We start from the raw sequence: 24,334 nt of genomic DNA, 5'->3' as shown, positions 1-24,334 counted from the left end.
CCGATAAACTGCATTGCGCGCTGCTGGCCCAGGATGCCATCCGTGCGGCTGTGGCCGATTACACTGATAAACACCGTTCCTGAGGCACATCATGGGAATCACGCTGACACAACGGGCTGCTGAACACATCCAGCGCCATCTGGAAAAACGCGGCAAGGGCCTGGGCCTGCGCCTGGGGGTCAAGCCTTCGGGTTGTTCGGGCCTGTCCTATCACCTGGAATACGTGGATGACCCTGCCGCCGACGACCAGCTTTTCGAACAATTCGGCGCCCGCGTCTATGTGGCGCCCGACAGCCTGCCCTATCTGCAGGGCATGGAACTGGACTATGCCCGCGAGGGCCTGAACGAAGGCTTTCGCTTCAACAACCCCAACGAAAAGGCCGCTTGCGGCTGCGGAGAATCGTTTACCGTCTGAAGCGGGCGGCAAGCGGGCCTTTTTTGGGGGGATTCAGTCCTCGCGCCGCAGGTGCGGGAACAGGATCACGTCGCGGATATTGGGGCTGTCGGTCAGCATCATGACCAGGCGGTCGATGCCGATGCCGCACCCCCCCGTGGGGGGCATGCCGTATTCCAGGGCGCGCACGTAGTCCGCGTCGTAGTACATGGCTTCCTCGTCGCCGGCGTCCTTGGCGGCCACCTGGGCCTGGAAGCGCGCGGCCTGGTCCTCGGGGTCGTTGAGCTCGGAAAAACCGTTGGCGATCTCGCGCCCGCAGGCGAACAGTTCGAAGCGTTCCGTGATGTCGGCCTGGGTGTCGGAAGCCCGCGCCAGCGGGGATACTTCCACGGGATAGTCGATGATGAAAGTGGGGTGCCAGAGCCTGGCTTCGGCGGTTTCCTCGAACAGCGCCAATTGCAGCGCGCCCAGCCCGGCGTGGGCCAGGACCGGGCCGTCCACGTCCGCCCCCAGGCGGCGCAGTTCGCCGCGCAGCCAGCTCGTGTCCTGCAACTGGGCAGAGGTGTAGTCCGGGGCGTGTTTCAGAATGGCCTCGACGATGGTCAGCCGATCAAAGGGCCGTTCCAGATCCAGGGGCTGACCCTGATAGTCCAGGCGGGTGGTGCCGCACACCTGCCGCGCGGTCTCGCGGATCAGGGTTTCGGTGTAGTCCATCAGCCAGCGGTAATCCGTATACGCCGCATAGAATTCCATCATCGTGAATTCCGGGTTGTGGCGCGGGCTGACGCCCTCGTTGCGGAAATTGCGGTTGATTTCGAAAACCCGCTCGAAGCCGCCCACGATCAGGCGCTTCAGATACAGTTCCGGCGCGATGCGCAGGTACATGTCCATGTCCAGCGCATTGTGGTGGGTGATGAAGGGTTTGGCCGCCGCGCCGCCGGGAATGGGATGCAGCATCGGGGTTTCGACTTCGAGGAAGCCGGCTGCCGACATCAACTGACGGATTGCGGTGATGATGCGGCTGCGGGTCAGGAACGTCTCGCGCGTGGCCTCGGTCATGATCAGGTCCACATAGCGCTGGCGGTAGCGCAGTTCCTGGTCGGCGAGGCCGTGGAATTTGTCGGGCAGGGGGCGCAGGGATTTCGACAGCAGGCGCAAGGACTGCACGCGCAGCGACAGTTCGCCCTTGCGCGTCTTGAACACCTCGCCCTCGGCGCCGACGATGTCGCCGATATCCCAGGACTTGAAGGCGGCGTAGGCTTCGTCGCCCAGTACGCTCCGGTCCAGGTACAGCTGCAGGCGGCCCGTGGCGTCCTGCAAGGTCGCGAAACTGGCCTTGCCCATGATGCGCTTGAGCATCATGCGCCCGGCCACGCGGGCACGCCGGCCCAGGGCCTGCAGCGCATCCTCGTCCAGTGCGCCGCATTCGCTGTGTAGGTCGGCGGCATGGGCATCGGGGCGGAAGTCGTTGGGGTAGGCGGGGCCCGCCTGGCGCAGCGCATCGAGTTTGGCGCGGCGCTCGGCGATCAGGCGGTTCTCGTCGGGTACTTGGGTGTCGGTCGAAGTCATGTCTTGGTGATGGGAGTCAGACGCCTTGCTTGAGGCTGGCCGTGATGAAGGGGTCCAGGTCGCCGTCCAGGACCTTTTGGGTGTTGGAAATTTCCACGCCGGTGCGCAGGTCCTTGATGCGGCTCTGGTCCAGGACGTAGGAGCGGATCTGATGGCCCCAGCCCACATCGCTCTTGGCGTCTTCCAGTTTTTGCTGCTCGGCCAGGCGCTTGCGCATTTCCAGTTCGTAGAGGCGTGATTTCAGCATCTGCATGGCTTCGGCGCGGTTGCGGTGCTGGGATCGGTCGTTCTGGCACTGCACGACGATGCCGGTCGGCTGGTGCGTGATGCGCACGGCCGAGTCGGTCTTGTTGATGTGCTGGCCGCCGGCGCCGCTGGCGCGGTAGGTGTCGATACGCAGGTCTGCCGGGTTGATGTCGATTTCGAAAGAATCGTCGATTTCCGGGTAGACGAATACGCTGGCAAAGGAGGTATGCCGCCCGTTCGAGGAGTCGAAGGGGCTTTTGCGCACCAGGCGGTGTACGCCGGTTTCGGTGCGCAGCAGGCCGTAGGCGTATTCGCCTTCGAATTTGATGGTGGCTGATTTGATGCCGGCGACTTCGCCTTCGGATTCTTCGAGGATTTCGGCCTTGAAGTCCTTGCGTTCGCCATAGTGCAGATACTGGCGCAGCAGCATGGAGGCCCAGTCCTGGGCCTCGGTGCCGCCCGCGCCGGCCTGGATGTCGACGAAGCAGTTCAGGGGGTCGGCCGGGTTGTCGAACATGCGGCGGAATTCGAGCGCTTCCAGGCGTTCGCCCAGGGCGATGCATTCCTGTTCGATGGCGTTCAGGGTGGCATCGTCGTCATCGGCGCTGGCCAGTTCGAACAGGTCGCGGGCGTCGTTCAGGCCGCGTTCCAGGTCGGACAGGGTTCCGACGACGGTTTCCAGGGATTTTTTTTCGCGCCCCAGTTCCTGGGCATGTTGCGGATCGTTCCAGACGTCCGGGTTTTCCAGTTCGGCGTTGACGACGAGCAGGCGTTCGGCTTTGACATCGTAGTCAAAGATACCTCCGGAGCAGTTCCTGGCGCTCGGTGTAGTCTTCGATGCGGGCAATGATCTGGTTCTGGCGTTCGGCTTCCATGGGTGCGTCCTGTATCGGTGTCTGCCCGGCGCGGCGGATGGCGCGCCACCATGTTCGGCGTACGCATTCCGGGGGCCATCCGGGCCGGATTTTGAGGATAATCAGGTATTTTAACGCGACCACGCGGATGGGCATGGATCCGCGAGCGCATGAAGGAGGACAAGCATGGATGAGGCTGCTGTGGATGACGGACGCCGGGTCCCGGCGCCGGTGGCGATGGCTGCGCTGCGCCCGACGGGCGGGATGCCGCCGGCAGGCAGGCGCGCCTTTCTGGCGGATCTGTCGCCCGCCTATTTCGGCCTGGTGATGGCGACCGGGATCGTCTCGCTGGGGGCGGGGATGATGGGCTTGCCATGGGTGGCGCGGCTGCTGTTCCTGTTGAACGTGGCGCAATACGGGGTGCTGTGCGTACTGTACGTGTTGCGTGCATGCCGCCATCCGCGCCGTTTTTTTGGCGACATGGTCGATCACCTCAAGGGGCCGGGCTATTTCACCACCGTGGCAGGCACCGGAATTCTGGCAAGCCAGTTCATCGTGCAGACCGACAGTGTCCGGGTCGGTTTCGTCCTGTGGGCGGTGGCGGCAGCACTGTGGTTTGCGCTGACCTACACCATTTTCACCGCCTTCACCGTCAAGCGGGACAAACCCACGCTGGACCAGGGGATCAGCGGCGCCTGGCTGCTGGCTGTGGTGGCGACCCAGTCACTGGCGGTGTCCAGCGCGTTGCTGGCCGCCCGCATCGGCCAGCCGTTCCGGCTGGAATTGAACTTGATGGCGCTGTCGATGTGGCTCTGGGGCGGGATGCTGTACATCTGGATGATGTCGCTGATCTTCTACCGCTATGTGTTCTTCCGTTTTTCGCCCGGCGACCTGGCGCCACCCTACTGGATCAATATGGGCGCCATGGCGATTTCCACCCTGGCGGGCTCGCTGCTGATCCTGAACGCGCCGCAGGCGCCGTATCTGGTGTCGCTGTTGCCCTTCCTGAAGGGGTTCACGGTGTTTTACTGGGCCACCGGGACCTGGTGGATCCCCATGTTGCTGTTGCTGGGGATCTGGCGCTATGTATTCCAGCGTTTTCCGTTCCAGTACGATCCCCTGTACTGGGGGGCGGTTTTTCCGCTGGGCATGTATGCCGCCTGCACCTGGCAGATGGATCATGCCATGGGATTCGGCTTTCTCGCTGCGCTGCCCCAGGGGTTCCTGTACGTTGCGCTGTTGGCCTGGGGGCTGACATTTGCCGGGATGGCCCGCCGGATTGTGCGGATCCTGCGCACCCCGGCACGCGCTTGATCCGGCCTGAGGCGGCTGCACGTCGCTGGCTTCAGGCGGCCAGCCGGGGTGGGTCGGCCAGGGTGCTTGCCGGTTCCAGCCGGAATTGCGTCAGTGTCCGGCTCAGGTCCGTGACTCGGGATCGTTGTTCGGCGACCACTTTCGATGCGGCCTGGGCCTGCCGGGCGCCGCGCGCGCCGATTGCCTCCAGGCGGCGGGCGGCCTGCGCGGTTTCGTGAATGGCCTGGGCCTGGGATTCGGTGGCGGCGGCGACTTCGTCCATGATTTGGCGGCTGCGGCCAGTGGCCTGGACCGCGCGGTCCATGGATTCGCGTGCCTCGACGGCCAGTTCGGCCCCCTGGCGGCTGTCGCGGATCGCGGCTTCGATCGTGGACTGGATCAGTCCGGCAGTCTGGTCACAGCGCTGGGCCAGGGCCCGGACTTCGGTGGCAACGATGGCGAAGCCGCGCCCATGGGTGCCTGCGTGCGCGGCCTCGACGGCGGCGTTCAGGGCGAGGATATTGGTCTGGAATGCCAGGTCAGCGATCTGGCGTGCGGCGTCCTCGACGCGCAGGCCGCCTTGCGCGATATTGTCCATGGCCTGGGCCAGCCGTGCGACGCTGTGGGCGCCGGCGCGGGTCTCGCGGTCGCTTTGTTCGCTCAGGCGGCACGCTTCGATTGCCCGGTCATGGTTCAGGCGGACGGTATCGTCCAGTCCTTCCAGGGCCGAGGACATCTGTGCCGCCATGGCGCATTGGTCGTGACTGTCGCCCAGCACCTCCGCCTGGCCGGATGACAGGATGTCCACGCTGGCGTTGACGTGCGCGAAATGGTCCGCGACCCGGCAAAGCGTGCGGTTCAGCCCCTGGCGGATTCCTTCCAGGGCGTGCATCAGGTGCCCCATCTCATCGCGGCCGGTGCTTTCGATGGGGATGGACAGGTCGCCGGCAGCCAGGTGGCCTGCCAGCAACACGCTTCGATCCAGCGGGCGCTTGACCGAGCGATACAGGCTGCGCAGGGCCAGCATGCCGCACAGCAGCAGCGCCAGCACTGCGCCGATGGCGATGCGGCCAGCCATGGCGCCATCGGCGGCGGCTTGTTCCACCCGGTGTTCCAGGCGCAGCGCCTGACGGCTGTCGAATGCATCGATCAGGGCGGTGATGGCGGCTTCGGCCTGGGTGTATTGCTGGCTGAAAATCAGCGCCTTGGCCAGCAGCGCGTTGGGCAGGGCGATGCGCACGCCGCCCTGGCCGTCATCCAATTCGCCCTTGGCCGTGCCAATGGCTTCACGCTGGGTCGCGACCAGGGCCTGCAGACGCGCATGGGCATCCTCGAACAGGGCCAGTTCGTCCTCATCGAGCCCTGCCTGACGAAAACGGGCGCGGGCATCGGCCTGGATGCCCCGGGCGTCCGGTGCGCGGCCTTCCAGAATGGCCAGGTGGTCCTGGTGGCGCTGTTCGAATTCCGGCTGTTCGCTGGCGACGAAGGCGGCGGCATCCCGGGACAGGGCTGCCGCCTGAGCCTGGTACCAGCCGGCCAGCTGGCTGGTCTGGTAGCGGGCGGCCTGCGCGTCGCGCAGGGTGTCGGTCGTGCGCTGCAAATGGGCGACGGAGCCCATGACCAGACCGGCGCACAGCGCCAGCACGGTCATGAACAAGATGAAACGGGTCTTGAGTGTGAGCACGATCCGCATGCGGACAATCCCTCTGATCTGAGCGCCCGGGCCTGGCGGCCCGGGCTGGCGCAGGGATTATGGCGGCCCCATGTGACAGCTGTGTGTCTGTCGCCGCAGCGGCGGGATATCTACCCAAGCAGCTTGGGCAGCCAGAGGCTGACGGCGGGCACGTAGGTGATGAAGACCAGATAGGTCAGCAGCAGGAGCAGCCAGGGGAATGCGGCGCGCACGACCTGCCCGATGGACATCTTGGTGATGCCTGCGGTCACGAACAGGTTCAGCCCGACGGGCGGGGTGACCATGCCGATTTCCAGGTTGACCACCATGAGGATGCCCAGGTGCACCGGATCGATGCCCATCTGTGTGGCGATGGGAAACAGGATCGGGGCCAGGATCAGGATGATGCCGGTCGGTTCCATGAAAGCGCCGGCCACCAGCAGCAGGATGTTGACCACGATCAGGAACTGCCAGGTGCTCATGTCCCAGGCGATGATCTGTTCGGCGATGGCCTGGGGGATGCGCTCGGTGGTCAGCACGTGGGCGAACAGCAGCGCATTGGCGATGATGAACATCAGCATGATGGTCACCTTGGCCGCATCGATCAGGACTTCGGGCACCTGGCGCATGCCGATGTCGCGGTACACGAACACCGCGATGATGAACGCGTAGACCGCCGCCACGGCGGCCGCTTCGGTCGGAGTGAAGACCCCGCCGTAGATGCCGCCCAGGATGATGATGATCAGCAGCAGCCCCCAGATCGAATCGCGGCCGGCCCGCAGGACCTCGCCGGCGCTGGCGCGCGGCTGGCAGGGCATGTTGCGCACGCGCGCGATGATGTAGATGGCCACCATCAGCACCAGGCCCAGCAGCAGCCCGGGCACGACGCCGGCCATGAACAGCGCGCCCACGGACGTTTCGGTGACCGCGCCGTAGACCACCAGGACGATGGACGGTGGGATCAGGATGCCCAGGGTGCCGGCGTTGCAGACCACGCCGGCGGCAAAGGACTGCGAATAGCCGGCGCGCACCATGCCGGCGATCACGATCGAGCCCACGGCCACCACGGTGGCCGGCGAGGACCCCGAGACGGCGGCAAACAGCACGCAGGCCATCACCGAGGCGATGGCCAGGCCGCCGTGCAGGTGGCCGACCGTGGCCGTGGCAAAGCGGATCATGCGCTTGGCCACGCCGCCGGTGGTCATGAAAGCGCCGGCCAGCACGAAAAACGGAATCGCCATCAGGGTGAAGTGCTCGGAAGTCTCGTAGAGCTTGAGCGAGAGCGAGGCCAGCGAATCATGGCCGAAGGCCAGGATGGTCAGCAGCGAGGACAGGCCCAGGGCCACGGCCACGGGCATGCCCATGAACATGAAGACAAACAGCAGGAGGAACAGCGCGGTGGTGGTCATGCGGCGTCTCCCTTGGAATCGTCATCGCTGCGGTATTTCATGGCATCGGCCACTTCGTCGCCCAGCAGCGAGGCATGGCCGCCGCGCAACTGGTTCCACAGGACCTCGCCCAGGCGCCAGATCAGCAGCGCATAGCCCAGGGGCAGCACGATGCGCGGCACCCATTGCGGGATGGGCAGGTCCTGGGCCAGGATGCCGATGGTGTAGATCTTGTCGACATAGATCCAGGCGCCGTAGACGACGATGGCGGCGTACAGGATGCACAGCAGGGTGCTGGCGATGGCCAGCGCATGGGCCGGGCGCGCCGGCAGCACGCGCACCAGGGCATCGACGCCGATGTGCGCGCCCACGCGCACGCCGTAGGAAATACCCAGGAAGATCAGGGCGCCGAAGAAAAACATGGTCAGCTCCAGCGCCCAGACGAAGCTGTAGTTGAAGACGTAGCGGGCCACGACCTGGGCAAAGGTCACCACGGTCATTGCGGCCAGGAGAAAGGCGATCAGGCCTTCCTCGATGTGTTCCAGCCATTTTTTCAACATGGAAGGGTCTCCGGTCCAGGGGGGGCGTCCGGGCATGCAATGAATCCTGCGGAGGGCCATTGCATGCCTGTTGAATCGAAGCGGCCTGCAGGCTGCAAAGTGGACGTGAAACGGCCGCTGTGCAGCGGCCGTGATTGGGCATTGGGATCGTCCCGTGCCTTATTGCTGGTTCGAGGCGACGGCGGCGTCGATGATGTCCTTGCCGATCTGGCCTTCGAATTTGTCCCAGACCGGCTTCAGGGCGGCGCGCCAGGCGGCGATGTCTTCCTTGGTCAGCGTCTGGATCTTGGCCTTGCCGGCCTCGGCGATGCGCTGGCGGTCGCGGTCATTGATTTCGGCGGCCAGTTTGTTGGCGTGTTCCGTGGCGCCCGCCATGGCTTTCTGCAGGCCGGTGCGCACGTCCTCGGGCAGGCCGTCCCACCAGCCGGCGTTGGTGATCACCATGTAGTCCAGTGCGCCGTGGTTGGTGACCGCGATGGTCTTCTGGACTTCGTGGAATTTCTGCGAATAGATGTTGGACCAGGGGTTTTCGGCCCCGTCGACCACCCCGGTCTGCAGGGCCTGGTAGACCTCGGAGAAGGCGAGTTTCTGGGGATTGGCGCCCAGCTGGCGGAACTGGGCTTCGAGCACGTCGGAGGACTGGATGCGGAATTTCAGACCCTTGACGTCTTCGGGGCGGGTGAGCTTGTCCTTGTTGGTGGACAGCTGTTTCAGCCCGTTGTGCCAGTAGGCCAGGCCCTTGATGCCCTTGGATTTCATCGAATCCAGCAGTTCCTGGCCCTTGGGGCTGGCCTGGAAGCGGTCCAGCGCATCCATGTCATCGAACATGAACGGCAGGTCAAAGATCTGGATCTTCTTGGTGTAGCGATCGAATTTCGCCAGCGACGGGGCGATGATCTGCACATCGCCCAGCAGCAGGGCTTCCATTTCCTTGCCGTCGCCAAAGAGCTGGGAATTGGAAAACACCTGGACTTCGACCTTGCCCGGCAGCGCGGCTTCGGCCAGTTCCTTGAATTTCAGCGCGCCCTGGCCCTTGGGGGTGTTTTCGGCCACGACGTGGCTGAATTTGACGACGATGGGGGCTGCGGAGGCTGTGGCGGCCGCCAGGCCCAGGCTCAGGGACAGGCCGATGGCGGCGGCAAGACGAGAGGTCGAAAATTTCATTGGGGAGGTCTCCGGATGTGGGCTCGCCATGCAGGGGATGCCATGGCGTTCGTCTGAGAGTATGTAAGCTGAATAGATAGATGATCGTGCGGAGTATAGGCAGGAACCCGGGGCCACGTCGACGCGGAAAAACCACTACTTCAATCGCATGCCGCAGGTCTCAGGGGCAGCCGTCGAGCCGTGCGCAGGCCGTGGCCAGTGCGTCCAGGGCGGCATCGTCCAGCAAGCGGGCCGCCATGGGCAGCAGTTCTTCGTCGGCCCGCGCCAGCCAGTCCAGGGAATCCTTGGCCCAGGCGGCGAGGGCGTCCCGGTCGGTCAGCGTCATGGGCCCGACCAGGGCAGGGCGGATCGTCTGGCGCCAGCGCCGGTCCAGATCGGCCCGGTCCCGGGCCAGGCCACAGGTCATCCCCTTGAGGCAGACCGCGTCCGAGCCCGCCATGGATTCGATCAGCGCGGGAAACAGCTGTTGTTCGAGGATATCGTGCGCCGTGCGGGCTGCGCCGTCGATCCAGGCCGTGAAAGTGGCCGGAGCCGCAATGCCGCAGGCGGCAGCTGCCTGCAGCTGCCGCCGGGTTTCTGTGTGGACGGCCAGCAGCCGGGCCACGGGGTCCTGAGGAGGCGGGATGGGCATGGGGTTTCCTGGAAGGCGGCGTTCTTTATCGTAGCGCTGTGATCTGGCTTTCAGCCAAGCCCGCGTTCACATATTCCAAAAACATATATTGAAATACTTAATCTGTCGTTGTTGCGCATTAAGCGGGATCGTTAAAGTAGGGAACATCAAGACGATGATTCCTTTTTCAGCATATGAATCTTTCCTTTCGGCAGGTTCAAAAACATTTCGGCGACCTGAGGGTGGTCGAATGTTTCGAGCGCGACATCGCGCCAGGCGAACTGGTGGCGCTGGTCGGCCCGTCGGGCTGCGGCAAATCCACTTTGCTGCACATGGCGGCGGGCCTGGAACAGCCATCGGCCGGCCAGGTGCTGGCCGATGGCCAGCCGGTGCGCAAGCCTGATCCCCGCCGCATGTTGATGTTCCAGGAAAATGCGCTTTATCCCTGGCTGACGCTGGCCCAGAACGTGGCCATGGCCCTGGAATTGCAAAAGGTCGGCCGGGCCGAAGCCTTGCGGCAGGCCCGGCTGTGGCTCGACAAGGTCAAGCTCAAAGGTTTCGAGGATTATTTTCCGCATCAGGTCTCCGGCGGCATGCGCCAGCGCTGTGCTCTGGCCAGGGCTTTCATCTCGCATCCCGAGGTGCTGCTGCTCGATGAACCCTTCGGGGCGCTGGACGCCTTGACTCGCATGACCCTGCAGGACGCCTTGCGTACCCTGATCCGTGAAACCCGGCCCACAGTGCTGCTGGTGACCCATGATGTCGACGAGGCGCTGTTCCTGGCCGATCGCATCCTGGTGTTCAGCGCCCGCCCGTCGCGCGTGTTGCAGGAATTCCATCTGACAGACACCGCAAAAACCCATGATCTGTCCGGCTTTGCAACCATGCGCCGGGAAATCCTGGGCCTGCTGGGCATTGTCGATGACACAGAACAGTCCCCATCCATTTCCGAGGAACTCGCCGCATGAAGCCCCGCCATTTTCTGATTGCTCTGTTCGCCACCCTGTCGCTGGCATCCCAGGCGCAGGCCGCCGAACCCTTCAAGGTGGGCTACATCCGGGTCATGGATGATGCCCAGGCCATCGCGGCGTACGAAGGCAAGTTCTACGAAAAGCAGGGCCTGGACGTGCAGCTGGTCGAATTCAAATCGGGGACGGACCTGATCAAGGCCATTGTCGGCGGGCAGCTCGACACCGGCGTGCTGGGCTTTACCAATGCGGCTTCCTGGTCTTCGCGCGGCGCGGACCTGAAAGTGGTCGGCGGTGCGCAGCGTGGTTTTCATGCCCTGGTGGTGCGCGAGGATTCGGGCATCCAGGACGTGGCTGGCCTGAAGGGCCATACGCTGGCTTCGCAGAAAGAGGGCAGCACGGCCGATACGGTGCTGCGTGGTGTGGTGCTGAAGGACGCCGGATTGGCGCCCGAGGACGTCTCGATCCTGGGCGTCAGCCCGCAGGTTGCCGTGCAATCCCTGGTTGGCAAGCGGGTGGATGCGGCTTTCCTGTTCGAACCCCAGGCCAGCATCGCCCAGTTGATCGCGCCGGTCAGGCAGATCTACGAAATCGGCGAGGTCTGGCCTTTCCCCTGCATGGTGACGATCACTTCGGGCGATACCCTGAAGCACAAGAAAGACCTGGTCTGGAAATCTCTGGATGCCCAGCGCGAGGCCATCGACCTGTTGCAGCAGCAGCCCGACGAGGCGGCCAGGCTGATTGCCGGCTATTTCATCGCCGAGCCGACCCTGAAGACGCGGGAGCACGGCGAACTGCCCCGTGAGCAGGTCATCAGCAAGGCGATCCAGACCCAGACCTTCAGCGCCGCGCTGACGCCGCAGGACCTGGCGCGCATGCAGGAAGTGGCCGACATCATGCAGGCCCAGGGTTCGCTCAAGACCCGGGACGGCAAGCCCTACGAGGTCAAGGCCATCGTCGACCTGAGCTGGCAGCAGGCCCGCAAACTGTGATGCGTGGCCGGGTGCGATCATTGGCGCCCCGTCTGCGGGCCGCTCACGCGCACTGCGGTGTGTAAATCGGCTGAAATCCTGATGGCCGGGTGCAAGCCCGGCCATGCCCTATCCGTAATCCATGAGCAAAAAACGACGTGTTTCTCCGGCCGCGCGCAAGCTGGCCATGCTGATCGCCATTGCGGCCATCCTGCTCTTCTGGCAGATGGCCGCCTGGACCCTGCCGGATTTCCTGATGCCAGGTGTGCCCAGTGTGCTCGCGCGCGTGTGGTCTGATGTGCAGACTGCCGAATTCCGCGCCACGCTGGCCGGCAGCATGGGACGGCTGGGCGCGGGCTATGGGTTTGCGCTGCTGTTTGGCATCGGCTTTGGGCTGGCCGGGGGACTGCTGGTCTTTTTCCGGGAAGTGCTGAAATCCGCCATCATCATTCTGCAGTCGATCCCGTCGATTGCCTGGGTGCCGCTGTTCCTGATCCTGATGGGGTTCGGCAACGTGCCCATCATCGTGGTCATCGCGCTGGCGGCATTTTTCCCGGCCGCCCTGTCGGTCATGAATGCCACCGAGAGCGTGTTACAGACCCATGTGTCGGCCGCCCGCGTCATGGGGGCCACTGCCTGGGACATGCTGCGGCGCGTCTACCTGCCTGCCGTCATGCCGGAACTGATCACGGGCGCCCAGCTGGCGTTCGGCAATGCCTGGCGGGCGCTGATTTCGGCCGAGATGCTGATCGGGTTCGGCCAGGGGCTGGGCCGTTCACTGGCCTATGCCGGTGAAACGGCAGACATGGTGGGCGTGATGGCCAATATTCTGACCATCGCCATCCTGGCCACCCTGATCGACCAGGTCTGCCTGGAAAACATCAAGCGCAAGGTGCTGCGCTACCAATATGTGTGAATGCCGGCGCTTGACCAGGGGGCGTGAACAATCCATGAAAGCGCGTTCGTGTTCTGCGTTGCGGTCCGGCCTGCTGGCCGTGTTCGTGGCCGGAGCCTTGACTTTGGCTGTTTCCAGACCTGGCGCGGCAGCGTCTGCGGCAGGCGTAGGCATGCATGCCGCAGGCGATGGATGGGTATTGGGGGTGGCCGATGTGCCTGCGCCCCAGGCGCCGGGCGCCAAAGTCCGCACGCCGGCCCGCATCGAGGTGCTGGCTGGACAGGCGGGGCAGGGCGGCGCACCCCTGCAGGCCGTGTCCGCCGCGCAGGCCGCGCAGCAGGTCGCCGATGGCGCGCTGGATGCCTGGGTAGGCGAATGGTCCGATGCAAGCGCATTGCCTCCGGGTGTGCATGTGGCGCGGCTGGCCTGGTCGGCCAGCCCGATGGCGATCATGCGGACCGATACCGACATCCATGCCTGGTCCGATCTGAGCGGACGGACGGTGTGCCTGAGTGCGGACGGACGCGTGTCTGGTGAACTATCGGCGCGCTTTGGCGCGATCGAACAGATCTATGCTTCGGCAACCGATGCCTTGCTGGCGCTGCGGATCGGCCAGTGCGATGCGGCCGTGCAGGACGAGGATTTCATGAAACAGCTGCTGGCGTTTCCCGAATGGCGGAAATTTTCGGCGCAGTTGGCGCCCTATCGGTCACAGACCCTGAAACGCCTGATGCGGGATGATTTGCCGGCGCCGCTCGAGGCAGCCATCCGCCAGGCGACCGCGCCAGAGCGCTTGCGGCAATTGGCGCACCAGCAGGCCGGCGACATCGCCTTCGAGGTCTACCTGGACCAGACGGTGCCGGACTGCCATTGAGTTTTTGAGGGGAAAGGGCGGATGCCGCAGGGGGCAGGCCGGCGATGCTGGCCGGCAAGCGGGGGCGTGCCGTCAGTGTTCAGTGACGGCGGCGCGGCGCGGATGAACTGCCTGCGCTGCGGTTCAGATGGCGGAAGGTGATGCGGCCCTTGGTCAGGTCGTAGGGCGACATTTCCAGCGTGACCTGGTCGCCTGCCAGGATCCGGATGTGGTGTTTGCGCATTTTGCCGCCGGTGTAGGCGATCACGGGATGCCCATTGTCCAGGGTCACGCGGAAACGGGAATCCGGCAGGACTTCTGTGACGGATCCATGCATTTCGAGCAGTTCTTCTTTGGCCATGTGGTGCGCTCCGGTGAGTGGGACAAAGGGTCAGCGGGCATGCGCCGTTATCGGGCCTTGCATGCAGGCGGGGTCGCGAGGCGATCAAAATCCGGGCAGGGACGCGAAGGCCCCCGAAGGGATGGCGGGGTGGAACCCGCATGGACTGGCATGAAAGCTGCCAGAATTGAAAACCGCTGATTATCAAGCACTTATATGATAATGCTTGAGGCTTGTTATGTCAAGAAGCAGGCTGTGTCCTGCGGCGCGCGCTGGCGTGACCGACCCGGGGGCGCGCTTCAAGTGCACGGTCATGCGGTTAGAATTCCCGCTGGTATCCGTTTTTCGAGCCTGCATGAACGAACGACTCAATCCCGGCACGGCGGCCCTGCTGCTGATCCCGCCTCTGCTGTGGGCAGGCAATGCCGTCGTTGGCCGGGCGGTGGCCCAGATGGTGCCCCCCCTGACCCTGAATTTCCTGCGCTGGGCGTTGGCGCTGGCATTGCTTCTGCCCCTGGGGCACAGCGTGCTGCGCGCCGGCAGCGCCGTCTGGCGGGAATGGCGGCGCTACGCCGTGCTGGGTCTGCTGGGAGTGGGGCTTTACAACTCGCTGCAATACCTGGCCCTGCATACGTCGACCCCTGTGAATGTCACCCTGGTGGCGGCCAGCATGCCCGTCTGGATGATGATCGTGGGCCGGGTGTTTCATGGCGTGCCGATCCGGCCGTCCCAGGTGGCGGGGTCGGCGCTGTCGCTGGCCGGTGTGGCCGTCGTCCTGTCCCAAGGGGATTGGGGCCAGTTGCTGGCATTGCGTTTCGTCGCCGGGGATCTGTTGATGGTGCTGGCCACCATCCTCTGGGCGTTCTACAGCTGGCAGCTGACCCAGGTGCCAGCGGATGCGCCGGTCCGCTCCCATTGGGCGGGCTTCCTGCTGGGGCAGGTGATCTACGGTGTGGCCTGGTCGGGGTTGTTCGCTGCCCTGGAATGGGGCTTGACGGACTGGCGGATCGAGTGGGGCTGGCCGTTGGCGCTGACCGTGGTCTTCGTCGCCGTCGGTCCGGCGGTCATTGCCTTTCGCTGCTGGGGGGCCGGCGTGCAGCGCGTGGGTCCGACCCTGGCGGGTTTCTTCAATAACCTGACGCCGCTGATTGCCGCCTTGCTGTCGCTGGGGTTGCTGGGCGAGACCCCGCAGCTGTTCCATGCGTTGGCCTTTGCCCTGATCATTGGCGGCATCGTGCTGTCGTCGCGGCAAGCACGTTCATGAGCACGGATGGCAAGAGGGGGCTGCTGCTGTCCTACGGCAGCCTGGCGGCCAGCATGTTCGTGGTGGGCGCCTGCGTGGCCCTGAGCAAACCCCTGGCAGCCGTGTTTCCTGTGTTTCTGCTGGGCTGGCTGCGTTTTGGCATTGGCGGGGCCGGGATGCTGCACTGGCTGCGCCGTCCGTCCTCTGAACCCCCGCTCACCCGGCGCGTGCATCTGCTGATGTTCCTGGAAGCCTTCATCGGCAGCTTTCTGTTCACAGTCTTCATGGTACTGGGGGTCAGCTACAGCGGCGCTGTGGCGGCCGGGGTCGTCATGTCGGCCATCCCGGCAGCGATTGCGGTGCTCAGCTGGGTGGTGCTGCGCGAAACGATTTCTCTGCGGGTGCTGGCGGCGATTGCCTGCGCGATTTCCGGCATTGCCCTGCTGGCCCTGGCCGGGCCCGGATCCAGTGAAATTGCATCGGCGGGCAGCCACAGAGATCACTGGCTGGGGTATGCGCTGTTGTGCGGCGCCGTGCTGTGCGAGGCTTGCTATGCCGTGATCGGCAAGCGTTTGACGACGGTACTGTCGTCCCGGCGCATCAGCGCCCTGATGAATCTGTGGGGGTTTGCGCTGATGCTGCCGGCCGGCGCCTGGACCGCCTGGCAGTTCGACTTTGGCGCGGTGTCCTGGGCGGTGTGGGGACTGCTGGTGTTCTACGGGTTGGCGTCGAGCTGGACCATCTGGCTGTGGATGACGGGCCTGAGCCGGGTGCCGGCCTCGCGCGCGGGCGTGTTCACCGTGATGTTGCCGGTCGGATCGGCCTGTGTCGGTGTCTGGATGCTGGGCGAGCCCTTTGGGTCAGCGCAGACCCTGGCGTTTGCGCTGGCCCTGCTGGGGCTGCTGCTGGCCGCCTGGCCCGCGAAGCCGGCTCGCCTCGCCTGAGGGCGCCTCTGGGCGAGACCGGCTTCAGGCGGCTTCTCTGGCGTCCTCGATCAGGATCTGCACACTGCTGCGGCCGCCCCAGGTATTGCAGTCCAGCCGGTAGACTGCTTCGATCGTGTCGGGCAGGGGCTGTCCATGGTTGAACCAGATGGCGTCCAGACGCCGGCCGTCGCGTTCCAGGAACAGTTTCAGGTGCTGGCCTTTCAGCAGGCGCTGGTGCAGGACGCGGAAGCGGTCCAGGAACAAGGGGGGCGGAAAGCCTGAACCCCAGACCTGGTCGGCCAGCAGGCCGGCGGTTTCCACGGTCAGGTAGTCCGGTTCCAGCGAGCCATCGGTGTCCAGGCGCGGCTCGAAGGATTCGCGCGCGCCCAGGGTGCGCACGGCTGCATCGAACTGCTGCGAAAAATCGTCGAAGGCGGCGGTGCGCAGCGTCAGGCCGGCCGCCATGGCATGGCCGCCGAATTGCAGGATGGCGCCCGGCAGGCGCTTGTTGACCAGATCCAGCGCGTCGCGCAGGTGGATTTCCGGGATCGAGCGGCCCGAGCCGCGCAGGGTGTCGCCCGCGTCCGGTGCAAAGGCCAGGGCGGGGCGCCAGTAGGTTTCCTTCAGGCGGGATGCGACCAGGCCGATCACGCCCGGATGCCAGCCGGGCTGCCAGACGCAGACGCTGGCGGCGCGTGTCTGGACTTGCGCATCCAACTGCGCCAGGGCCTCGTCGCGCATGGTGGTTTCCCGTTCGCGGCGTTCGCGATTGATCTGGTCCAGCGCGTGCGCCAGTTCCAGGGCGCGGGCGGGGTCGTCTTCCAGCAGGCAATGGATGCCCAGGCTCATGTCGGCCATGCGGCCGGCGGCGTTGATGCGCGGCCCCAGGGCGAAGCCCAGGTCGTCCGTGCCGGCCCGGGCCGGGTCGCGGCCTGCGACTGCGAACAGGGCCGCCAGCCCCGCCTGCATCCGGCCCTGGCGGATGCGCCGCAGCCCCTGGCTGACCAGCAGCCGGTTGTTGGCGTCCAGGCGCACCACATCGGCCACGGTGCCCAGGGCCACCAGGTCGGCGCAGGCTTCGAGCCTGGGGCCGCCGCGAGGCGGCAGGACGCCGCGCGCGCGCAAGGCCGCGCGTGTGGCCAGCATGACGTAGAAGATCACCCCGACACCGGCCAGGTGTTTGGACGGAAAGCCGCAGCCCGCCTGGTTCGGGTTGACGATGGCCAGAGCATCGGGCAGTGTCGGGCCAGGCAGGTGGTGGTCGGTGACGATGACGTCGATGCCGGCGGCGCGTGCCGCTGCAACGCCTTCGATGCTGGAGATGCCGTTGTCCACCGTGACCAGCAGATCCGGCTTGCCGGATGGATGGCGCCGGGCCTGTTCGACCACGGCAGGGGACAGGCCGTAGCCGGTTTCGCGGCTGGGAACCAGGAAATCGACCTGGGCGCCCATTTCGCGCAGGGCGCGCATGGCCACGGCGCAGGCGGTGGCGCCGTCGCAGTCGTAGTCGGCCACGATCAGCAGCCGCTGGCCCGCCTGGATCGCATCGGCCAGCAGCGCGCCGGCCCGGTCCACATGCGCGAGCCGGCGTGGCGGGATCAGGGCGGCCCATTCCGTGGGCCCGGCCTGATCCAGCCCACGGGCGGCCCACAGGCGGGCGAGCAAGGGGTGGACGCCGGATGCCTCCAGCGCGCGGGCGCGATCCGGGTCGGCCGGGCGCGTCAGGATCAGCGGGCGCACCACCAGCGCCTCCAGTCCAGGGGACGCAGGCGCCGCAGCCAGCCGGCGCGCGTGTCCAGTTCCACCGTGCGTTCACGGCCAGTCAGCACCAGTGTCGGCGCAGCGTGGGCCAGCGGGGCGAAACAGCGTCGTTCCAGGCCGGCCAGTGCTTCGATCCAGCCGCCCCAGTCCTGGGCGGTGGCATGGGCCTGCAATGCGGTTTCGATGCGCAGATCGTCCGGCAGCGGGCGGCGCAGCTGGTTGCGGCGTGCGCCGCCGTACAGCCACAGGCTGTTGATCGGCGCCAGCCCGTCTTGCTGGCGCTGCAGGTTGACCGGATGTTCGTGCCAGGCCATCTGCAGGCCATTGACCAGGCGTCGCCAGGGGCGTGCAGCCGGGTCCTGCGGCCACCAGTCGTTGACGGCGCTGACGGCGACCAGCGCCGGGCTGGCACAGTCCAGGCGGATGGGTTCGGGCCAGCGCACCCGCCAGGTGTCGGGGGTGTCCGGCGTCAGCGTGATGCCGCTGTCTTCGATCAGTTCGCGGGCGGCGTCCATCAGGGCGGCGGATTGTTCGGCGGTGATGGCCAGTGTATCGGCCGGCAGCAGGGTTGCGCCATCGCGCGAGGGCGCCATGTGGATCAGTTCTGCCAGCCAGACGGGCTCGTGGTCCGCGCCGGGCAGGCGCAACGGCCCCAGACCTGCGCTAATATGCTCGTCTTGTGCCGGCGCAAAGCCGCGCGCCTGGAGCAGCCAGTGTTCCAGCGGCGTGCACCAGGTGTCTGCCGCCGGGCAGGCCGTCGTCCTGGGCGTGCCGGCACCCAGCCAGCGGGCCAGAGAAGGGGCGCGTTGCGCCAGATGGGGCGCCAGTTCGGCGGCCATCTCGGGTTCGGGCAAAGCCCCGGGAATCACGATGTGCATGGCGGAATTGTAGGATATCGAACGGACGAGGATGGCGATTCGCATGGCGTATGAATGGTGGATAGGAGCACGCTACGCGGGCCTGGCCCGTGCCGGGCGGGGTGGGCGCCGGGGCGATCGCTTCGTGTCCTTCGTGGCGGCCAGTTCCATGGCGGGCATCGGCCTGGGGGTGGCGGCACTGATCATCGTCCTGTCGGTGATGAACGGCTTCCAGACCGAGGTGCGCGACCGCATGCTGTCGGTGCTGCCGCACATCGAACTGTATGTGCCGGGTTCCGATCATGAGCAGGTGCTGGAACATTGGCAGGACCTGGCGGACGCCGCTCGCCAGGACGCTGCCGTCCGCGGCGCGGCGCCGTTCGTCGCGGCCCAGGGCATGCTGGCGCGCGGCCAGGGCCTGAGCGGTGTCCAGGTGCGCGGCATCGATCCAGCGATCGAACCGGAAGTGTCCGATCTGGCCGGCCAGATGGCATCGGGCTCGCTCGACAGTCTGGCGCCGGGGGCGTTCCGCATGGTGGTGGGCAGCCAGATCGCCCAGTCCCTGGGCTTGATGGTCGGTGATACCGTCCTGCTGCTGGCGCCCCAAGGATCGATTTCTCCGGCGGGTTTTGCGCCGCGCATGCGCCAGTTCACCGTGTCGGGGATCTTTTCCTCTGGTTACTACGAATATGACGCCTCGCTGGTGTTCATCGATGTGCAGGACGCCGCCCGGGTATTTCGCGACAGCGGGGTGAGCGGGGTGCGCCTGCGCATTGCCGACATGCAGCGCGCGCCCCAGGTGGCGCAGGACTTGCTGGGCCGGATGCCGGCGGGCGTGCGGGCGATGGACTGGACCCAGAACAACCGTACCTGGTTCGCCGCCGTGCAGACTGAAAAACGCATGATGTTCCTGATCCTGACGCTGATCGTGGCGGTGGCGGCCTTCAACCTGTTGTCCTCGCTGGTGATGGCGGTCAAGGACAAGCGTTCGGACATCGCCATCCTGCGCACCCTGGGGGCGACGCCGGCCGAGATCGCGCACATCTTCCTGATCCAGGGGGCCCTGATCGGCGTGGTGGGCACGCTGGGGGGCGTGGCGCTGGGCACGCTGGTGGCCTACAACATCGATGTGATCGTCCCCTGGATCGAGCATCTGCTGGGCATCCAGTTTCTGCCCCAGCAGATCTATTTCATCAGCGAACTGCCGTCCAATCCCCAGCTGAGCGACATCGCCGTGATCGGCGGGACGTCCCTGGTCCTGTCCCTGCTGGCCACGTTGTATCCCAGCTGGCGGGCGGCCCGCCTGCAACCCGCCCGAGTGCTGCGCCATGACTGATCCCGTTGCCACCGATGCCGTGCTGCGTGCCGAGCGCCTGGTCAAGACCTACGACGAGGGTGCCGGGCGGGTCGAGGTCCTGCGGGACGTCAGCCTGGCCGTGCATCCCCATGAAATGGTCGCCGTGGTCGGCGCTTCGGGTTCGGGCAAGAGCACGCTGCTGCACGTGCTGGGCCTGCTCGACGAGCCGGACGCCGGGCGGCTGTGGATCGCCGGCCAGGCCGCGACCGGGCTGGATGAGCGCCGCCGCAGCCGCTTGCGCAATCAGGCCCTGGGCTTTGTCTATCAGTTCCATCACTTGCTGCCGGAATTCACCGCACTGGACAATGTGGCCATGCCCCTGATCGTGCGCCGCTGCGCACGCGCCCAGGCCCGGGAACAGGCGGCCGTGATGCTCGATCAGGTCGGCCTGTCCGCGCGGGCCGCGCATTTTCCCGGCCAGCTGTCGGGCGGCGAACGCCAGCGGGTGGCCCTGGCGCGGGCGCTGGTGACCCAGCCGGCCTGCGTGCTGGCCGACGAACCCACCGGCAACCTGGACCGCCATACGGCAGCGGCCATGTTCGAATTGCTGGCCCGCATCAACCGGGACCTGGGCACGGCCCTGGTCATCGTCACCCACGATCCGGCATTGGCCGCCCTGGCGCACCGGCGCCTGCACATGCAGGCAGGGGTGCTGAACGAAGAAGTACACGGGGCAAACCCCGCAGACTGCGCCCTGTCCGATGAATCCGGAATGCCTGCACGCAGCGATGTGAACATGGCCGGATAGGCTGCGGGCGGCGTTCGGCTGCCTGGGTGACATTCATACGGAGGCCCCATGCTGATCGACACCCACTGTCATCTGGACGCCCCCGAATTCGATGCCGACCGGCTGGCCGTGATCGAACGGGCGCGCCGGGCGGGCGTGCGCGGCATCGTGATACCGGCGGTGATGCGTGCCAATTTCACGGCCGTTCGGGACCTGGCGCATGCGACACCGGGTGCCTGCTATGCCCTGGGCATCCATCCTTTGTATGTCGCCGCATCGGGTGATGAAGACCTGGATGCGCTGGACGCTGCGCTGGCGGCGTCCAGGGACGATCCCCGGCTGGTGGCGGTTGGCGAGATCGGGCTGGATTTTTTCGTGCCCGCCATCAGCACGCCGGCCGGCCGCGCCCGCCAGGAACGATTCTATGCGCGCCAGCTGGATCTGGCGCAGCGCCACGGCCTGCCGGTGCTGCTGCACGTGCGCCGTTCCCAGGACATGCTGCTCAAGCACCTGCGCCGCCGTCCGCCCATTGGCGGTATTGCCCATGCCTTCAATGGCAGTTTCCAGCAGGCAGAACAGTTCATCGCCCAAGGGTTCGCGCTGGGCATGGGCGGCGCCATGACTTTCGAGCGTGCCCGGCAGATCCGCCGCCTGGCGACGGATCTGCCCGCAGAGGCCCTGGTGCTGGAAACCGATGCGCCCGACATCCCGCCCGCCTGGCTGGGGCGCGGTGTCGATGGCCAGCCCTGTCCAGCCCGCAATGAACCGGCGGAAACGGCCCGGATCGCCCATGTCCTGGCCGAATTGCGCGGCCAGGCCCCGGCGCTGCTGGTTGCGCAGTGCGCGGCCAATGCCTGCCGGGTGCTGCCGCGATTGGCGCGCGCCCTGGGCGGGATGGACACAGCGTAGTTTCCCGCCTGGACCGGAACGCGCGCGCGGCGTTCCGTCAGCCTGTGCGCCCCTTAAGCTTCCGCAGCATTCGTTTTCTGGGGGGGCGGCATGCGCGGGCGCGCAATGGTGGTGGCGGGGCTGGGCGGCGTGCTCGGCGCCCATGGTCTGGCCGATCTGCCGGGCAGCGGCGTACTGGGGGTGGTGTCCGGGGTGCTGGGGCTGGTGGGGTGGGCAGTCTGGCGTGCGCCGGTGCACGCTGTTCCCTGGTTGCGTGGTGCCGTGCTCTGTCTGTGGGCTGCCTGGATCGGCTGTGGTTTTACCGTCTGGTGCGCCCAGGCGCGGCTGAATCAGGTGCTGGCCGATGGCAATGTGGATCAGGTGGCGCGCGTCACGCTGCGTGTGGACAGCCTGCCCCGGCTGCAGACGGACCGCCTGGCTTTCGAGGCCGTGGTGCTGGATGCGCATCCTGGCGGTGTGCCCGAGCGCATCCGGGTGCGCTGGCCGGGCGGGGGTTGGCGTGGCCCCTATGCGCCTGCGCAGCCACCCGATCCCCCGTTTCCCGAGGTGCGCCCGGGACAGGTCTGGCGCATGGCCCTGGTGCTGCGACCCGTGCGGGCGGCGCAGAATTTCCATGCCTTTGATTACGAGGCGCACGCCTTTGCCGCCGGGATCCGCGCTCAGGGAACGGTGCGCGGCACGCCGGCATGGCTGCGCAACGAAGACTGGGCCAGCCTGGCCGTCATTGCGGGGCGCGCGCGCCATGCGGTGCGCGAGGCCATGGCGCCGTATCTGGCGGATCTGCGTTATGGGCCGGTGTTGCGGGCACTGGCCATCGGCGACCAGGATGGCGTGGACGATGCCGATTGGACCGTCTTCAACCGCACCGGCATCACGCACTTGGTGTCCATCAGCGGGTCGCACATCACCATGCTGTCCGGGGCCGGCGCGCTGGCCGTCTCGGCCCTGTGGCGCCGCCTGCGCTGGCGTGGCCGCTGCCTGGCGGAACGCTGGCCTGCGCGGCGGGCGGGCGCCCTGGCCGCCTTGCTGGTCGCCTGGGTGTATTGCCTGCTGGCTGGGTGGGGGGTGCCTGCACGGCGTACCTTCATGATGCTGGCCGTGGTGGCGGGGGCCCAGGCCCTGCAATTGCGCCTGAGTGCACCGCGGGTGCTGGCGCTGGCGGCCGTGGCGGTCGTTGCGACCGATCCCTGGTCAGTGCTGGCCGGTGGATTCTGGCTGTCGTTCCTGGCGGTGGCGGTGCTGCTGGCGGTCGGGGCAAAGGCGGAGACGCGCGCGCCGCAGGCTGCGTCCCGGCCCGAACGGCGGCGCGACCGCTGGTTGCGAGGACTGAAGATTGCCGCGCAGCTGCAATGGGCGGTGACCTGGGCGCTGGCGCCGCCGCTGGCCTGGATGTTCCACGAAGTCTCGCTGGTTTCTCCACTGGCCAATGCCTATGCCATTCCAGTCATCGAACTGCTGGTCACGCCCCTGTCGCTGCTGCTGGCCGCCGTGGCGCTGGTTCCCGGGCTGCATTCCGTCGCCTCGGGCCTGGCCTGGCTGGCGCACGGAACCCTGAACCTGATGATGTGGCCGACAGAATGGCTGGCGGCCTTGCCGGCCTGGCCCGTGCCTGCCGGGCCCGCCTGGCTGTATGGGCTGGCCATGGCCGGCGTGGCGGTGGCGTTGTGGCCGCGCCAGACCGCCGGGTCCACCGACTCCGGCGGTCTGGCGCGGCATGGGCATGGCGTGGCGCGGCATGGGTTCGATGTCATCTGCCGTCATCGCGTCTGGGGCTGGCTTGCCCTGGCTCCGATGCTGCTGTGGTCATCGGATCGCCCTGGTGCAGGCGAGTGGGATCTGCACGCGCTGGACGTCGGGCAGGGCAGTGCCTTGCTGATCCGCACGGCGCGCCACACCCTGTTGTTCGATGCGGGCGCGCGCCATGCGCGGGACGCGGACGAGGGCGCTCGCACGGTGGTGCCTGCCCTGAAAGCATTGGGCGTGCGCCGCCTGGATGCGCTGATCGTGTCCCATGCCGATCTGGATCATGCCGGCGGAGCGCGCAGTGTGCTGGTAGCGGTCCCGGTGGCGCAGGCCTTCGCATCCTTCGATCTGGAATCCTGGCTGCGTGCCGAGACCCGCAAACTGGATGCCGGGGACACGCCATTGCCCCAGGCGGCGGTTCCGTGCCTGTTTGGCGACCGTTGGCGCCTGGATGGGGTCGAGTTCGAATTCCTCTGGCCGCTGGACGTGCGCGCGCGCCGCAAGGGCGTTCAAGCCAACGCCAGCAGTTGCGTGCTGCGGGTGCGGGGGGCGCACCACAGCCTGCTGCTGACCGGCGACATCGAGCGCCGGGCCGAATCGGCCCTGGTGGAACGCGGTCTGACGCCGGTGGACGTGGTCGTGGCTGCGCACCACGGGTCGCGGACTTCGTCGTCGGCGGCCTTCGTCAATGCGGTGGCCGCTCGCCACGTGATTGTCCAGGCGGGCGCCTGGAACCGTCACGGCCACCCAGACCCCACCGTGCTGGAACGCTGGCGTCGGGCGGGCGCCACTGTGTGGCGCACGGATTGGCAAGGCGGGGTAAATGCCCAGTCGCGTGCGGACGGGCTGTCGTTGTACAGTGTTCTGGAGTCGTCCCGTCGTTATTGGCACGGACGGCGCCCGTAGGGATGCGCTGCTTTTTACCCGGCTTGTCCAGGGCATCTCTAATGGTTTTCGCGGTCTTGCGCCCATGCGCGGGATCGGCGATGATCCGGCAGCCGTCCACAAGACGACTGTGGTCCTTGCGACAGCAC

21 protein-coding genes and 1 pseudogene are annotated in these 24,334 nt (G+C 66.5%); 12 read left to right on the top strand and 10 right to left on the bottom strand.

Going from position 1 to position 24,334, the window contains the following annotated elements:
* Nucleotides 1-91: 91 nt before the first annotated feature.
* A complete protein-coding gene (gene iscA, locus RBR29_RS02225) occupies nt 92-415 on the top strand; it encodes an iron-sulfur cluster assembly protein IscA (RefSeq protein WP_320346797.1) in 324 nt (107 codons plus the stop codon).
* 33 nt (nt 416-448) lie between these two features.
* Here iscA and lysS read toward each other — a convergent pair whose 3' ends face one another.
* Both lysS and prfB read right to left on the bottom strand, forming a co-directional pair.
* Complete coding sequence (gene lysS / locus RBR29_RS02220) at nt 449-1,963, bottom strand: lysine--tRNA ligase (protein ID WP_320346795.1); 1,515 nt, start codon at nt 1,961-1,963, stop codon at nt 449-451.
* 16 nt (nt 1,964-1,979) lie between these two features.
* Nucleotides 1,980-3,084 (bottom strand): peptide chain release factor 2 gene (gene prfB / locus RBR29_RS02215; RefSeq protein WP_320346793.1). Its coding sequence is split into 2 segments (ribosomal slippage): nt 1,980-3,002 and nt 3,004-3,084, totalling 1,104 coding nucleotides; the frame shifts between segments, so codons are not numbered across the junction.
* Between the two features lie 216 nt (nt 3,085-3,300).
* On the opposite strand from prfB, the gene RBR29_RS02210 reads away from it, so the two are divergent.
* Nucleotides 3,301-4,377: a tellurite resistance/C4-dicarboxylate transporter family protein gene (locus tag RBR29_RS02210; protein ID WP_320346801.1), complete on the top strand. Its 1,077-nt coding sequence runs from the start codon at nt 3,301-3,303 to the stop codon at nt 4,375-4,377.
* Between the two features lie 31 nt (nt 4,378-4,408).
* Here the strand turns inward: RBR29_RS02210 and RBR29_RS02205 are convergent, their stop codons facing one another.
* From RBR29_RS02205 to RBR29_RS02185, 5 genes are all read right to left on the bottom strand, one after another.
* Nucleotides 4,409-6,049, bottom strand: a complete 1,641-nt coding sequence (locus RBR29_RS02205) for a methyl-accepting chemotaxis protein (protein ID WP_320346791.1) — start codon at nt 6,047-6,049, stop codon at nt 4,409-4,411.
* A 110-nt stretch (nt 6,050-6,159) separates the two neighbouring features.
* Nucleotides 6,160-7,437, bottom strand: coding sequence for a TRAP transporter large permease (locus RBR29_RS02200; RefSeq protein WP_320346789.1), 1,278 nt, complete (start codon nt 7,435-7,437; stop codon nt 6,160-6,162).
* Entirely contained in the window at nt 7,434-7,976 is a 543-nt protein-coding gene (locus RBR29_RS02195; RefSeq protein WP_320346787.1) for a TRAP transporter small permease, read from the bottom strand. The genes RBR29_RS02200 and RBR29_RS02195 overlap by 4 nt, the downstream gene beginning before the upstream one ends.
* Before the next feature lie 159 nt (nt 7,977-8,135).
* Nucleotides 8,136-9,140, bottom strand: a complete 1,005-nt coding sequence (locus RBR29_RS02190; protein ID WP_320346785.1) for a TRAP transporter substrate-binding protein — start codon at nt 9,138-9,140, stop codon at nt 8,136-8,138.
* Between the two features lie 160 nt (nt 9,141-9,300).
* Complete coding sequence (locus tag RBR29_RS02185) at nt 9,301-9,771, bottom strand: hypothetical protein (protein WP_320346783.1); 471 nt, start codon at nt 9,769-9,771, stop codon at nt 9,301-9,303.
* Nucleotides 9,772-9,944: 173 nt separating this feature from the next.
* On the opposite strand from RBR29_RS02185, the gene RBR29_RS02180 reads away from it, so the two are divergent.
* From RBR29_RS02180 to RBR29_RS02165, 4 genes are all read left to right on the top strand, one after another.
* Nucleotides 9,945-10,718, top strand: a complete 774-nt coding sequence (locus RBR29_RS02180) for an ABC transporter ATP-binding protein (protein ID WP_320346781.1) — start codon at nt 9,945-9,947, stop codon at nt 10,716-10,718.
* Complete coding sequence (locus RBR29_RS02175; RefSeq protein WP_320346779.1) at nt 10,715-11,710, top strand: ABC transporter substrate-binding protein; 996 nt, start codon at nt 10,715-10,717, stop codon at nt 11,708-11,710. Before RBR29_RS02180 ends, RBR29_RS02175 begins: the two co-directional genes overlap by 4 nt.
* A gap of 121 nt (nt 11,711-11,831) precedes the next feature.
* A complete protein-coding gene (locus tag RBR29_RS02170; protein ID WP_320346777.1) occupies nt 11,832-12,605 on the top strand; it encodes an ABC transporter permease subunit in 774 nt (257 codons plus the stop codon).
* Nucleotides 12,606-12,639: 34 nt separating this feature from the next.
* Nucleotides 12,640-13,458 carry a transporter substrate-binding domain-containing protein gene (locus RBR29_RS02165; RefSeq protein WP_320346775.1) on the top strand — a complete coding sequence of 273 codons (819 nt, stop codon included), beginning with the start codon at nt 12,640-12,642 and terminating at the stop codon, nt 13,456-13,458.
* A 79-nt stretch (nt 13,459-13,537) separates the two neighbouring features.
* Here RBR29_RS02165 and infA read toward each other — a convergent pair whose 3' ends face one another.
* Nucleotides 13,538-13,798 carry a translation initiation factor IF-1 gene (infA, locus tag RBR29_RS02160; RefSeq protein ID WP_320346773.1) on the bottom strand — a complete coding sequence of 87 codons (261 nt, stop codon included), beginning with the start codon at nt 13,796-13,798 and terminating at the stop codon, nt 13,538-13,540.
* Between the two features lie 334 nt (nt 13,799-14,132).
* On the opposite strand from infA, the gene RBR29_RS02155 reads away from it, so the two are divergent.
* Together RBR29_RS02155 and RBR29_RS02150 are read left to right on the top strand one after the other, a co-directional pair.
* Nucleotides 14,133-15,041, top strand: coding sequence for a DMT family transporter (locus tag RBR29_RS02155; protein ID WP_320346771.1), 909 nt, complete (start codon nt 14,133-14,135; stop codon nt 15,039-15,041).
* The gene (locus tag RBR29_RS02150) at nt 15,038-15,964 is read left to right on the top strand and encodes a DMT family transporter (protein WP_320346769.1); all 927 of its coding nucleotides are present in this window, start codon (nt 15,038-15,040) and stop codon (nt 15,962-15,964) included. The genes RBR29_RS02155 and RBR29_RS02150 overlap by 4 nt, the downstream gene beginning before the upstream one ends.
* A gap of 24 nt (nt 15,965-15,988) precedes the next feature.
* Here the strand turns inward: RBR29_RS02150 and recJ are convergent, their stop codons facing one another.
* Both recJ and RBR29_RS02140 read right to left on the bottom strand, forming a co-directional pair.
* A complete protein-coding gene (gene recJ, locus RBR29_RS02145; protein WP_320346767.1) occupies nt 15,989-17,689 on the bottom strand; it encodes a single-stranded-DNA-specific exonuclease RecJ in 1,701 nt (566 codons plus the stop codon).
* Nucleotides 17,674-18,630 (bottom strand): hypothetical protein, encoded by a 957-nt coding sequence (locus tag RBR29_RS02140; RefSeq protein ID WP_320346765.1) that lies wholly within the window; start codon nt 18,628-18,630, stop codon nt 17,674-17,676. Before RBR29_RS02140 ends, recJ begins: the two co-directional genes overlap by 16 nt.
* Here RBR29_RS02140 and RBR29_RS02135 point away from each other — a divergent pair.
* The 4 genes and pseudogenes from RBR29_RS02135 to RBR29_RS02120 all read left to right on the top strand — a co-directional run bounded on the left by RBR29_RS02135 (nt 18,629) and on the right by RBR29_RS02120 (nt 24,206).
* The gene (locus RBR29_RS02135) at nt 18,629-19,900 is read left to right on the top strand and encodes a lipoprotein-releasing ABC transporter permease subunit (protein WP_320346763.1); all 1,272 of its coding nucleotides are present in this window, start codon (nt 18,629-18,631) and stop codon (nt 19,898-19,900) included. The two genes, RBR29_RS02140 and RBR29_RS02135, sit on opposite strands and share 2 nt — an antisense overlap.
* Nucleotides 19,893-20,585 (top strand): annotated as a pseudogene (locus RBR29_RS02130) (ABC transporter ATP-binding protein); the annotation flags it as partial. The gene RBR29_RS02135 and the pseudogene RBR29_RS02130, both read left to right, overlap by 8 nt.
* Nucleotides 20,586-20,717: 132 nt before the next feature.
* Nucleotides 20,718-21,557, top strand: a complete 840-nt coding sequence (locus tag RBR29_RS02125; RefSeq protein ID WP_320346761.1) for a TatD family hydrolase — start codon at nt 20,718-20,720, stop codon at nt 21,555-21,557.
* Between the two features lie 90 nt (nt 21,558-21,647).
* Nucleotides 21,648-24,206 (top strand): ComEC/Rec2 family competence protein, encoded by a 2,559-nt coding sequence (locus tag RBR29_RS02120; RefSeq protein WP_320346759.1) that lies wholly within the window; start codon nt 21,648-21,650, stop codon nt 24,204-24,206.
* Nucleotides 24,207-24,334 lie beyond the last annotated feature (128 nt).

Source organism: Castellaniella sp. (genome assembly GCF_034007085.1).
Taxonomy (GTDB): domain Bacteria; phylum Pseudomonadota; class Gammaproteobacteria; order Burkholderiales; family Burkholderiaceae_B; genus Castellaniella.
This window is presented reverse-complemented; position numbering and strand designations above follow the sequence as displayed.

Coding starts and splice junctions, on each gene's coding strand:
- iscA (WP_320346797.1), top strand. CDS start 92: ATGGGAATCACGCTGACACAACGGGCTGCTGAACACATCCAGCGCCAT.
- lysS (WP_320346795.1), bottom strand. CDS start 1,963: ATGACTTCGACCGACACCCAAGTACCCGACGAGAACCGCCTGATCGCC.
- RBR29_RS02210 (WP_320346801.1), top strand. CDS start 3,301: ATGGCTGCGCTGCGCCCGACGGGCGGGATGCCGCCGGCAGGCAGGCGC.
- RBR29_RS02205 (WP_320346791.1), bottom strand. CDS start 6,049: ATGCGGATCGTGCTCACACTCAAGACCCGTTTCATCTTGTTCATGACC.
- RBR29_RS02200 (WP_320346789.1), bottom strand. CDS start 7,437: ATGACCACCACCGCGCTGTTCCTCCTGCTGTTTGTCTTCATGTTCATG.
- RBR29_RS02195 (WP_320346787.1), bottom strand. CDS start 7,976: ATGTTGAAAAAATGGCTGGAACACATCGAGGAAGGCCTGATCGCCTTT.
- RBR29_RS02190 (WP_320346785.1), bottom strand. CDS start 9,140: ATGAAATTTTCGACCTCTCGTCTTGCCGCCGCCATCGGCCTGTCCCTG.
- RBR29_RS02185 (WP_320346783.1), bottom strand. CDS start 9,771: ATGCCCATCCCGCCTCCTCAGGACCCCGTGGCCCGGCTGCTGGCCGTC.
- RBR29_RS02180 (WP_320346781.1), top strand. CDS start 9,945: ATGAATCTTTCCTTTCGGCAGGTTCAAAAACATTTCGGCGACCTGAGG.
- RBR29_RS02175 (WP_320346779.1), top strand. CDS start 10,715: ATGAAGCCCCGCCATTTTCTGATTGCTCTGTTCGCCACCCTGTCGCTG.
- RBR29_RS02170 (WP_320346777.1), top strand. CDS start 11,832: ATGAGCAAAAAACGACGTGTTTCTCCGGCCGCGCGCAAGCTGGCCATG.
- RBR29_RS02165 (WP_320346775.1), top strand. CDS start 12,640: ATGAAAGCGCGTTCGTGTTCTGCGTTGCGGTCCGGCCTGCTGGCCGTG.
- infA (WP_320346773.1), bottom strand. CDS start 13,798: ATGGCCAAAGAAGAACTGCTCGAAATGCATGGATCCGTCACAGAAGTC.
- RBR29_RS02155 (WP_320346771.1), top strand. CDS start 14,133: ATGAACGAACGACTCAATCCCGGCACGGCGGCCCTGCTGCTGATCCCG.
- RBR29_RS02150 (WP_320346769.1), top strand. CDS start 15,038: ATGAGCACGGATGGCAAGAGGGGGCTGCTGCTGTCCTACGGCAGCCTG.
- RBR29_RS02135 (WP_320346763.1), top strand. CDS start 18,629: ATGGCGTATGAATGGTGGATAGGAGCACGCTACGCGGGCCTGGCCCGT.
- RBR29_RS02140 (WP_320346765.1), bottom strand. CDS start 18,630: ATGCGAATCGCCATCCTCGTCCGTTCGATATCCTACAATTCCGCCATG.
- RBR29_RS02125 (WP_320346761.1), top strand. CDS start 20,718: ATGCTGATCGACACCCACTGTCATCTGGACGCCCCCGAATTCGATGCC.
- RBR29_RS02120 (WP_320346759.1), top strand. CDS start 21,648: ATGCGCGGGCGCGCAATGGTGGTGGCGGGGCTGGGCGGCGTGCTCGGC.